This is a genomic window from Terrimonas alba (genome assembly GCF_042434975.1).
Classification (GTDB): domain Bacteria; phylum Bacteroidota; class Bacteroidia; order Chitinophagales; family Chitinophagaceae; genus Terrimonas_B; species Terrimonas_B alba.
Genome location: NZ_JBHMQM010000001.1, coordinates 248,215 through 260,212, shown reverse-complemented (window position 1 = coordinate 260,212; position 11,998 = coordinate 248,215). Strand labels below are relative to the sequence as shown.

At 42.5% G+C, this 11,998-nt stretch carries 8 protein-coding genes and 1 pseudogene; 7 read left to right on the top strand and 2 right to left on the bottom strand.

Features of this window, described 5'->3' with window-relative positions; genetic code table 11:
- Both ACFEL9_RS01265 and rpsG read left to right on the top strand, forming a co-directional pair.
- Positions 1-94: pseudogene (locus ACFEL9_RS01265) on the top strand (30S ribosomal protein S12); the annotation flags it as partial.
- 26 nt (positions 95-120) lie between these two features.
- Positions 121-588 (top strand): 30S ribosomal protein S7, encoded by a 468-nt coding sequence (gene rpsG / locus ACFEL9_RS01260; RefSeq protein WP_276504259.1) that lies wholly within the window; start codon positions 121-123, stop codon positions 586-588.
- 143 nt (positions 589-731) lie between these two features.
- Here rpsG and ACFEL9_RS01255 read toward each other — a convergent pair whose 3' ends face one another.
- Complete coding sequence (locus ACFEL9_RS01255; protein ID WP_385885411.1) at positions 732-1,217, bottom strand: hypothetical protein; 486 nt, start codon at positions 1,215-1,217, stop codon at positions 732-734.
- A gap of 251 nt (positions 1,218-1,468) precedes the next feature.
- A complete protein-coding gene (locus ACFEL9_RS01250) occupies positions 1,469-2,176 on the bottom strand; it encodes a DsbA family oxidoreductase (RefSeq protein WP_385885409.1) in 708 nt (235 codons plus the stop codon).
- A gap of 189 nt (positions 2,177-2,365) precedes the next feature.
- On the opposite strand from ACFEL9_RS01250, the gene ACFEL9_RS01245 reads away from it, so the two are divergent.
- From ACFEL9_RS01245 to rplC, 5 genes are all read left to right on the top strand, one after another.
- Positions 2,366-5,248, top strand: a complete 2,883-nt coding sequence (locus ACFEL9_RS01245; RefSeq protein WP_385885407.1) for a DEAD/DEAH box helicase — start codon at positions 2,366-2,368, stop codon at positions 5,246-5,248.
- A gap of 286 nt (positions 5,249-5,534) precedes the next feature.
- The gene (fusA, locus tag ACFEL9_RS01240; protein ID WP_385886596.1) at positions 5,535-7,679 is read left to right on the top strand and encodes an elongation factor G; all 2,145 of its coding nucleotides are present in this window, start codon (positions 5,535-5,537) and stop codon (positions 7,677-7,679) included.
- 570 nt (positions 7,680-8,249) lie between these two features.
- Complete coding sequence (locus tag ACFEL9_RS01235) at positions 8,250-10,442, top strand: right-handed parallel beta-helix repeat-containing protein (protein WP_385885405.1); 2,193 nt, start codon at positions 8,250-8,252, stop codon at positions 10,440-10,442.
- Positions 10,443-10,782: 340 nt separating this feature from the next.
- Positions 10,783-11,088 carry a 30S ribosomal protein S10 gene (gene rpsJ / locus ACFEL9_RS01230; protein WP_038097842.1) on the top strand — a complete coding sequence of 102 codons (306 nt, stop codon included), beginning with the start codon at positions 10,783-10,785 and terminating at the stop codon, positions 11,086-11,088.
- A gap of 263 nt (positions 11,089-11,351) precedes the next feature.
- Entirely contained in the window at positions 11,352-11,969 is a 618-nt protein-coding gene (gene rplC, locus ACFEL9_RS01225) for a 50S ribosomal protein L3 (RefSeq protein ID WP_276504252.1), read from the top strand.
- The last annotated feature ends 29 nt before the right edge of the window (positions 11,970-11,998 follow it).

Sequence of the window (11,998 nt, the reverse complement as noted above, 5' to 3'; positions counted from 1 at the left end):
TATTGTTCGTGGCTCATTGGATACTGCAGGTGTTAAAGACCGTAAACAAAGCCGTTCTAAATACGGTACCAAGAAAGAAAAAGCCAAAAAGTAATTTTAATACGTAATTAAGAATAAGTCATGCGGAAAGCACAAGCAAAGAAACTCCCGTTAGCGCCAGATCCTAAGTTCAACGACAAACTGGTTACCCGTTTTGTCAACAACCTGATGTGGGAAGGAAAGAAAAGTGGAGCTTTTACAATTTTCTATGAGGCGTTGGAAAAAGTTGCTAAGCAAACCAACGAAGATGGATACGAGGTTTGGAAGAGAGCTTTGGCTAATGTGAGCCCCGGCGTAGAAGTTCGTAGCCGTCGTATTGGTGGTGCCACTTTCCAGATTCCTTCTGAAGTTCGCCAGGATAGGAAAATATCTTTGAGCATCAAATGGCTTATCCGCTATAGCCGTGAAAGAAACGGTCGTAGCATGGCTGACAAATTAGCTAACGAGATCGTAGCTGCCAGCAAAGGTGAAGGCGCTGCATTCAAGAAAAAAGAAGATACACACCGTATGGCTGAAGCTAACAAAGCTTTCGCTCATTTCAGAGTGTAAAAGATACAAGCACATTTATCCTTAAAGCCATTTCGTATTTACGGAATGGCTTTTTGCATTTATAAATGTATCATCCCAAAGAAAAGAAAGGCATAAAAAACCGCCCTGCAGTACAAGGCGGTTTAAGCTATTTCTATTAATTCCTATGAATACTGTTCACCATTTTCTTCATCACGATTATCGCTTTCGGTTGTTTCTGTATCAACCTCCTGCACATCAAACGCATCGTTTTGAGAAGGCGTTTCCTCTGTAATATAAGTTTCTGTTATTATTACTGCAGGAACAACTTCTATTTTTTCAGGAGCAGCTGCTTTTTTAACGGCTGCTTTCTTCTTGGGAGCCGCTGCCTTTTTCTTGGGTGCAGCTTTTTTTACTACTTTTTTCACCACCTTTTTCACCGCTTTCTTTTTCACTGCCACTTTTTTTGCCGTTTTCTTTTTCACAGCTATTTTTTTCGCAGCTTTTTTAGGTGCCGTCTTTTTCTTAGCCGGCGATTTTTTAGCAGCTTTCTTTTTTAGAGCTACTTTTTTCACAGCTTTTTTAGGTGCGGCTTTTTTCTTTACCGGTGATTTTTTAGCTGCTTTTTTTCGCGGAGCAGGTCTTGCTTTCGCTTTCTTTTTAGAGGGCATACTACAAGATTTTGGAGTTAATGATGAAAAAGAATTAATTAAGTATTGAAGTTAATAATGATTCACATTCCAATACTAATTAAATGAATTTTTTTTGCAGCTTTTGTTCTTTCCGCATCGATAGGGAAAGAAACTACGGATTTGTACTAGCAGTCGCGCCTTTCTCAAGGTGCAAAAAATGATCGGTAGTCTAAGCCGGCAGAACAATTTCATTGGTTGTTTACTGTAAAAAGTTGCGCTTGGCCTTTTAACTAATCACAATTTTTGCCGGGCTTGCAGACTTCCGCATCGCCACCAATCTCTTTCAATTCGCTCTGTTGCTTTTCCCACTCGCCCCAGGCTTTAATTAGAGCGCCGAGAAATGTCTCGCTGGCCTGAGCACCTGTTACCGCATACCTGTCGTTGAAGACAAAATAAGGTACCCCTCGTACCCCTATTTGTTGCGATTCATAAATATCCCTTTCAACGTATTCGGCGTATTCATTGCTGGCAAGCATTTTTTGAATGTCGGCCGCGTTTAAGCCGACTTCAGTACCAAGAAGAACTAGCGTTTCATGACCAGAAGTGTCCTTACCCTCTGTGAAATAGGCCTTGAACAGCCTTTCCTCCATTTCGTCTCCTTTGCCATTTGCTTTGGCCAATTGTATCAATCGGTGAGCGTCAAAAGAATTAGCGACTATGGCTTTATCAAAGTCGTAGTGGAGACCAACCTCGCGGGCCATTTGGGTGACATGCTCGTTCATTTGTTTAGCTTGCTCTATAGTCCATCCCTTGATCCCGGCCAGGTATTGATTGATGTTTTTGCCCGGATCGGTCTTCATAGCAGGATTCAATTGAAAACTTTTCCAGACCACTTCAATGTCTTCCTTATAGGGAAATTGTCTGAGAGCTGCTTCGAAACGGCGTTTTCCGATATAACAAAAAGGGCACATTACATCTGACCAAATCTCTACTTTCATATTATTTTGTTGTACAGGTTTAACAGAAATAAGACGGAAAGGTTGACTATGTGAGTTTTCAGTCTGCAGTTGGCAATCTGCAGTTCCTGATAACTGTAACCGACAACTCAAAAAATCCCACTTTTCTTTTTTCGGGTTAAGTTATAAGTTTGCCGCCTTGTTTAGATCGGTTATTAATCCTTTACATTCATGAAAAATAAAGAGATTCCAAGGCTGGCATTTTTACTATCTCCCCACAAGTTGCTGGAAACTCACATTATTCTTCAAACCCTTCGTATAGTAAAAAATAATGCATCTTTAAATTATGAGCTGGGTGATGTTAACCCCGGCGAATTGAGGTCATTATTTCCCGATCTGCCCAAACAAGTGCATCTGCAGTTCAAAGAATTTGGAAGAGAGGCTATCGAGCATACCAAAAAGGAAATAAAGCAGCGTCATACAAAACAAAAAGCGGGAGTAGCTTACCCGGCTTATTTGCGCCAGGCAATATTGCGGCATTATCACCAGCTCATGGAAGGAATAAAGCCATTTGCATCCTTGACGAAATGGTACCATACTAAACAGATAAATGGTAACAAGCATTTTTCCACAACACCCTGCCGGTTCAGCGAATTCAGGCCGCAACTGAAATTTGAAGTAGTACAGGAAGGAGAGAGGTTGCAACTTGTAACCCATATTAACATTAATGGGACTGATTATCGTAACATCGATTTTGTCCGCCACTATTTTTTACTTGAGAGCAATAATGAATATTTCATTCTCAGTTATCGGGATTATCAAACACTGGAATGGCTTGCTCAACAAAAGCCAGAGCAATATGCCAACAATCCGGTCGCATTATCGCAACAGGTTTTAGCCGAGCTCGAAAAAAATTATACGATAGTCCGAAACAATCTCTTTGATCAGCAGGAGATAGAAAGTATGCCCATTAGCCGGGTCATGCTTAGTGAGCTAAATAATACATTCCTGATGCTTACCCCACAGTGGATGTATGAGGGTTATATAGTAGAAGGTCCATATAAGGAAACAGCTAAATTTTTACAAAAGGGGGAAGCATTTGTGGTGAAAAGAAATGCGCAGGCTGAAAAACAATTTTTGCAATTGCTGGAGTCGCTGCATCCCAATTTCGCTAATCAACGAAATGGCTATTACTATCTCTCTTTTGCGGATGCACAGAAGAAGCAATGGTTTTTAAACGCCTATCATCATTTATTGACGTCGGGCATTGAGCTGCTGGGGATGGATATGCTAAGGCATTTCCGTTATTCGTCCCATACTGCTGAAACAGAAATTAAGCAGTTGCATGAAAATGAAAAGGCTGTAACGTTGTCCTTAAAGGTAAGGTTCGGTAAAGAGGAGATCCCGTTACCGGAACTTCAAAAAATTTTACTGACGGGTCAAAGAGCCGTATTGCTCAAAGATGGAAGTATGGGTGTGCTGGGTGAAGAATGGATGAAAAAATATGCAACGATTATCAAGCACGGAAAGGTGAGTAAAAATGAAATTACTATCGCCCGGTGGATGGCCATTAATGAACTGCAGGCCGCAACTGAAAATAATACAACAACGGAGGATCGCATTTTAAACGGAGTAATAAAAAAAGACTGGTGGCATCGATGGCAACAGTGGCAAAATGAAAAGAAAAATGTGTACGCTGTTCCTTCGTCTGTCAAAGTATCGCTCCGGCCCTACCAGCAAAAAGGTTTTGAATGGATGATGTTGCTGGATGAAGCCGGTGCTGGTGGATGCCTGGCTGATGATATGGGACTGGGTAAAACCATACAGGCTATTTGTTTCCTGGCAAGTAAGATAGAAAGAAACCCGGGGGCCAAACATATTATCATTTGTCCTTCATCACTCGTCTATAACTGGCAGCAGGAGCTGGAAAAATTTGCGCCATCCATAGGCGTCGTTGTCTATCATGGTAACCAGCGAAAGCCGGAACTATTGCAACAGGGCAATACTCATGTGATCATTACAACCTACGGCACATTAAGAGCGGATGCTGAAAGTTTGCTTTCACAACCTTACGGTGTCGCAATTATCGATGAAAGCCACAATATTAAAAATCCGTCCGCACAAATAACAAAAGTGGTTACTTCAATACAGGCAACGATTTGTATGGCTCTTAGTGGAACACCGGTCGTCAATAACACATTCGATCTTTATTCACAGTTGAATGCGGTATTGCCGGGCATGTTTGGCAGCCGCGAATTCTTCAAGCGGGAGTATGCTGACGCTATTGACCGCTTCGGAGATGAGGAAAAAATATGGGCTCTTCAAAAATTGACCGCTCCCTTTATCTTAAGGCGCACCAAGGAACAGGTAGCAGGTGATTTACCTGAAAAGACGGAATCTATTCTGTGGTGCGACATGAGTCCGGTGCAAAGGGAGTTATACGACAATATTAAAGAGCAGATCCGAAGCAGTCTTTTCCTCGATATAAAAAAACAGGGTTTAGCTAAAAGTAAGCTGGCCGTGATACAAGGCATATTGAAGTTGAGGCAGGTTTGCAATTCACCCTTACTGTTACCCCAAGAGGAACAAACCTGTCAGGAGTCGGTAAAGACCGAAGTGTTGCTGGAAGAGTTAAAAAATATTCTCCCAACTCATAAGGCGGTGGTGTTTTCACAATTCAGCAGCATGTTGGACCTGCTGGCCACTGAATGTGATAAACAGGGCGTTTCCTATTATCATTTTGACGGACAAACCCCAGCTGCCAAACGCACAGAGATGGTGAATGCCTTTCAACGTGGCGATAATAAGGTGAACCTGTTCCTGATAAGCCTGAAAGCCGGCAATGCCGGATTAACTTTAACCGCGGCGGATTACGTATTTCTTTTTGACCCATGGTGGAATACCGCAGTGCAGCAGCAGGCCATTGACCGCACCCACCGGATAGGGCAAACTAAAAATGTGTTTGCCTATAAAATGATTTGCAAGGACACCATCGAGGAAAAAATTATTAAACTGCAGCAAAAGAAAAAGCAATTGGCAGATGACCTGGTCTCAGCCGACGAAGGTTTTGTAAAGGCTCTGAGCGAGGAAGATATTGCTTATTTGTTTGGCTAAGAATTACGGTTTATAATTTAGCGCTGAAAGTCTAAATATTACTGTCGGGAGGAAAATCACAAGACTGAAAATTAGTGCTGAATCCAGTTTTCCACAGCCAGAGTTAATCAATATTTAATCCTTTAAATTTTGCTGATTTCCCCTACCTTTGCGCCCTAAAAATTGGCGAGCTATGCCCGTCAATTTACGGCCGAAAACGGCCAGAACCCTGAAGTGTGCGACGCAACAGACGCTGATCAGGGACCTGAAGCCGGTCAAACAAAAAATACACACAATTAATAACAAAATGGCAGACTTAAAATTTCAAAGAAACTTTGGTATTGCGGCCCACATCGATGCCGGCAAAACCACGACTACGGAGCGTATCCTCCGCTACACCGGTATGATTCACCGTATTGGTGAGGTGCATGATGGTGCGGCTACTACTGACTGGATGGAACAGGAAAAGGAGAGAGGTATTACGATCACTTCGGCTGCCGTAAGCTGCCAGTGGAATTTCCCGACTGTATTGGGTAAGGCTACAGCCGATACCAAAAAATATTCTTTTAATATCATTGATACGCCGGGTCACGTGGACTTTACCGTGGAGGTAGAACGTTCTATGCGTGTATTGGATGGTTTGATCGCTTTGTTCTCAGCCGTTGATGGTGTGGAACCTCAATCTGAAACAGTTTGGCGCCAGGCCAACCGCTATGGTGTACCCCGTATTGGTTTCGTAAATAAAATGGACCGTTCCGGCGCCGACTTCCTGATGGTGGTAAAGCAGGTAAAAGAAATGCTGGGCTCCAAAGCAGTGCCTCTTCAGTTACCTATCGGTGCTGAAGACAATTTCAAAGGTGTGGTAGACCTGATCAAAATGAAAGGTATCATCTGGCATATGGAAACGGAGGGAATGACCTTTGATGAAATTGAGATTCCTGCTGACATGGTTGAAGAAGCACAAGAGTGGAGGGCTAACCTCGTAGAAGCAGTGGCTGAGTATGACGATACCCTGATGGAGAAATTTTTTGAAGACCCGAATAGCATCAGCGAAGATGAGATCCATGAAGCTATCCGTAAAGCAACGGTTGACCTTAGCATTGTTCCGATGATGTGCGGTTCTTCTTTTAAAAATAAAGGGGTACAAACAGCACTGGACGCCGTTTGCCGTTACCTGCCTTCACCGATTGATATTCCTGATACTGTAGGAACAAATCCTGATACTGGTGAACAGGAAACCCGGAAAGCTGATCCTAAAGCGCCTTTCGCAGCTTTGGCCTTTAAGATCATGACCGATCCATTTGTGGGTCGTTTGGCTTTCTTCCGTTGTTACTCTGGTCACCTGGATGCCGGCTCTTATGTGTTGAACGTAAGAAGTGGTAAGAAAGAACGTATCAGCCGTATCATGAAGATGTTTGCCAACAAACAGAACCCTATCGATTTTATCGAGGCAGGTGATATTGGTGCAGCGGTAGGTTTTAAAGAAATCAAAACCGGTGATACTTTATGCGATGAAAATCACCCGATCACCCTGGAAAATATGTTCATTCCTGAACCGGTTATTGCTGTGGCAGTAGAACCAAAAACACAGGCTGACGTAGATAAAATGGGTATGGCTATTTCTAAATTGGTAGAAGAAGATCCTACACTGCGTGTAAATACAGACGAGGATACCGGTCAAACCATCCTTCGTGGTATGGGTGAGCTTCACCTGGAGATCATCATCGACCGTATGCGTCGTGAGTTCAAAGTAGAAGTAAACCAGGGTGCGCCGCAGGTAGCTTATAAAGAAGCATTCAATGCGACAGTGGAGCACCGTGAGACGTTGAAAAAGCAAACGGGTGGTCGTGGTAAATTCGCCGACATCCAATTCAGCCTTGGACCGGTAGATGCAGAATGGAAAGCTGAAAATCCTGATAAGAACTACCAGTTTGTGAATGATCTTTTCGGCGGATCTATTCCCCGTGAGTTTGTTCCTGCTATACAGAAAGGTTTTGAGCAGTCAATGACCACAGGTGTATTGGCCAGCTATCCTGTTGACAATATGAAGATCCGTGTATTTGACGGTAGCTTCCACGCTGTTGACTCTGATGCGATGTCTTTCGAGCTTTGTGCTAAGCAAGGTTTCCGTGAAGCGGCAAGAAAAGCAAAACCAGTTTTGCTGGAGCCAATCATGAAAGTTGAGGTGATCACACCAGCCCAATACATGGGTGATGTAACAGGTGACCTTAACCGTCGTCGTGGTATGATGGAAGGTATGGATACAAGAGCGGGTGCTGAAGTTATCAAAGCCAAAGTACCGTTGAGCGAAATGTTTGGTTATGTAACCCAGCTTCGTTCATTGAGCTCCGGCCGTGCTTCTTCTACGATGGAGTTCTCTCATTACAATCCTGCGCCAAACAATATCGCTGAAGAGGTGATTGCGAAGGTAAAGGGGAAGGTGAGTGCTTAATTGAAAATAAGTTTAAGTCTTATAGAATCCTGCTGTGAAAGGCAGGATTTTTCTTTTAAGAATATGAGTGATTTCTATTAAGAATTTTATATTCTTACACGTTAAAGCCTAAAACCTAGCTATGGAAGAAAATATCCTCATCCAGAAAAAAGAAGTTGATTGAAAAATTACTTTAAAAAAGAAAAAGAAAGAAGTCCTATTTTCAAAAAGCAGGACTTTCTTTTTAAAATAATTAGATTACTTAATCTCAATCAAGTGGCTTTCCTAAACATGGCATTCATTTTGCTGATTTTGCGGCCGGAACTCACTCCGTTTTTAAAAATCCTAGTATTAAGGCTACGATAGCCATTTTATGAAAAGCGAAAATCTTAAAGGTTAAGGGCTCAATCTTGAGCCTTTTTTCATTTCCCTCCCTGTTGTATCTTGAAGCACTGATGCTGAATCACTAACCTGGTTAAATTCATATTCATGATGAAACGTCCATGACAAAATTTTCATTATACACACAGGGCAATGAAAAATTTTGTCATGGTAAGTTCCATCTGGCCCAACTAAAATAAAAATATACGGATGAAAACAATCCTTGTTTCTTCACTTTCGCTGTTGCTAAACATATGTCTTCACGGACAGGAAAAGGTTTTGATAAAGGGAATGACGATCATTCGTTCGGTAAAAATTAAGAAGGCGATTTATAAATTAGATGCTCCGGCTGGTCCCGGTCAATCATCCAATATTGTGATCGAAGGCGATAATATTATCATTGATTTTAATAATGCTGAGCTGAGAGGAAGTAATAAAAAGCTTAACCCGGATGAATTTTGGGGGATTGGGCTCATCGTCAGGAATAGCAAAAATGTAACGCTCAAAAATTTAAAGGCAAAGGGATACAAAGTGGCTTTGTTAGCTACTAACGTTGAGAAGCTAACCCTTGATAATTGTGATTTTAGCTATAACTACCGCCAGCATTTAAACAGCACCCAGGAGAAAGAAGATATTTCTGATTGGATGAGCTATCATCAAAATGAAAAAGATGAATGGCTTCGTTATGGTGCCGCCATGTATTTGCGGGGATGTAATGCTGTTACGATCACAAACTGTAAAGTAACAGGCGGGCAAAATGCGTTGATGATGATGGAGTGTAATGATGGCTTGATCTATAACAACGATTTTTCGTTTAATTCGGGAATCGGCATCGGTATGTATCGCAGCAGCGGAAACAAGGTGATGTATAACCGCGTCATTTTTAACGTAAGAGGGTATAGTCATGGAGTCTACAACAGGGGACAAGACAGTGCGGGTATATTGGTGTATGAGCAAAGCGGCGGGAATCTTTTTTATAAAAACAATGTTACACACGGGGGAGATGGTTTCTTTCTTTGGGCGGGACAAACTACCATGGACACAGGGAAAGGCGGGTGTAACGATAACCTGATTGTCGGAAACGATTTTTCCTATGCCCCTACAAATGGTATTGAAGTGACGTTCAGCCGCAACATCATAAAGGATAACCGGATTTTCGAATGTGATCACGGTATCTGGGGCGGTTATAGCTTCGAATCCACAATTAGTGACAATAAGTTTCGGGATAACCGTATAGCTATTGCGATAGAGCATGGACAAAACAATACAATTACGCATAACTTGTTTTCAAAAGATAAGGAAGCTATTAAGCTCTGGGCAAAAAAGGATCAGCCGGCAGATTGGGGCTATGTCAAATACAGGGATACCAAAAGCCATGGCTATGACATCATTTCTAATAGTTTCAACGGGAATCCGGTTGTTTTTAATTTCAGTCGTACCGAAGGGCTAAATGTATTTAGTAATACGGTTGCGGGGGCTGATATTATTTACAAAATCGATTCGACAGTTATTGACCTTGACACCGCTATCAATTATGACCTGGTCAAAAAAATTGAAGAACAGGAGGAGAAAGAGCTTTCAATCCCTGCTATTACTAAACCAAATGATCCTTTTAAAGGCAACGGTCACCTCGCCGGCCGAAAAAATATCATGATAACAGAATGGGGGCCCTACGATTTTCGGTCGCCGCTCATTTGGCATACAAATCCTAGAGACAGCTCCGGTATTTTGAGATTTGATTTGTTGGGGCCAAAAGGAAAATGGCGGATTAAGCATTTTAAAGGGGTAAAAGATATTTCTGCTGCTAGCGGAACATTCCCGTCAAGCATCACAGCTACTAAAGTTCAGGGTGATATAACAGACATCCTGATACAATTGGAGTATATCGGGGGTCGAATTACGACACCACTGGGGCAAGTGGTACCTGCGGGTAAGCCATATCAATTCTCATTCAGCAAGTTTTTCCAACCGGTCAATTTCCAGGTAAGGTGGTTTGCCCTCGATACTGCCGTTCACAACCCGATCACGAGCGGTGAACTTTTTCCGCCCAATGTGCGGATGCAGCCAATCAAAAAAGAACAGGTTAACAAACTTGATTATGCCTGGTGGGGCGGCCTGAAGGCAGAAGATCAATACAAACAATTTATCACTATTGCGGAAGGTGAGGCGGTGCTGGAGAAAGGGGAATATGAGTTGGGGTTAACATGGGACGATGCCGTGCGATTATACGTGGATGGAAAGCTATTGATCAACGAATGGAACCCGGCATTATACAAGTTTGATGAATCGCCTCACAGGAAAATAAAACTTTTGCTGGAAGGGAGACATACTTTTTTGGTGGAGCATCTTGAGCTGGGAGGCTTTGCCACTTTAAGCCTGGGATTAAAAAAAATAAACCCTTAAAGGGTAGAAAACGACAGGTCCTTTAAATCGTATAGACACTGAACCAGTTCAGGTGTACAAAATTCCTCAGGCTTTCAGGGCGTGTCGGGCTACCGTGTTCAAACGGACCTTCGACCATACCTGTCTTGCTGAACAATTCCACGCCGGCAAATAAGGGGTAGAGGGATGGCCTAAATGAGTTCGGTTTCAATAAGTAAGATGATAAGCCGGCCTTGGATGTGAAGGAATCCAGGCGACTGAACTTATTTTTTCACCAGCCGAAAAAAAGTTCATAAAACTTTGACCATTTACAATCATCCCCCTACCTTTGCACTCCCAAAAGAAAATTGGGTTTTACACAATGTCTCAGCGAATCAGAATCAAATTACAGTCTTACGATCACAACCTGGTAGATAAATCTGCAGAAAAAATCGTAAAAACTGTTCGCAGCACAGGTGCTGTAGTAACAGGTCCTATTCCGTTGCCTACACGTACAAAGATCTTTACGGTATTGCGTTCCCCGCACGTAAATAAAAAGAGTCGTGAGCAGTTCCAGTTAGCTACACATAAGCGCCTGTTGGACATCTACACGTCTTCAAGCCGTACAGTAGATGCGCTGAGCAAACTGGATTTGCCAAGTGGTGTAGAAGTTGAGATCAAAGCCTAACCGGACTCGCTGAGATAGTGGCGATTCGCTGGTTAATTAGTTCTTATAAAATAAATTATTGTCATCTCTCAAAAATGTCGCCATGGCGGTCATAGAAAAGAGCTCTGATACATTAACATAAAACAAGCCATTCAGGGTTTGTTTACTGCCGGTACTTCCCCATAAAGGAAAAGGTCGGTAGCAAACGGGGATTGAAACCTTCCGATCCGTCGGAACGTACAAGGTTGTCCCAATAATCCTGCAGGCAAAAAACTGTACAAACAATGAAAGGTATTATTGGAAAAAAAATCGGGATGACCAGCATCTTCGATCCCTCGGGCAAGCAAACGGCCTGTACGATCATTGAAGCAGGTCCCTGCGTAGTTACACAGGTTAAGACAATTGAATCTGATGGTTACAATGCACTTCAGGTTTCTTTCGGCGACAAAAAAGAAAGCCGCGTTACAAAGTCAGAAAAAAATCACTTCGCAAAAGCCAGCACTCCGGCTAAAAGATTTTCTAAAGAATTCCGCGATTCCTCTCTCGAAAAAAATATTGGTGACACGATTACTGTTGACATTTTCGCTGAAGGCGATAAGGTTGAAGTAATTGGTACTACAAAAGGTAAAGGTTTCCAGGGTGTTGTTAAACGTCATGGCTTCCATGGTGTGGGTCAGCAGTCTCACGGTCAGCACGACCGTCAAAGAGCTCCGGGTTCTTTGGGTAACTCTTCTGACGCCAGCCGTGTAATGAAAGGAATGAAGATGGCAGGCCGTATGGGAAATGATCGTGTTAAGCTGAAAGGTTTAAAGGTGGTTAAAGTATTCCCTGAGCAGAATTATATCCTGGTTAGCGGTTCTGTACCGGGTCATAACGGATCTATTGTTTTAATTCAGAAATAAGGAATTCAAAAAAACCGGTTCTGAAACCT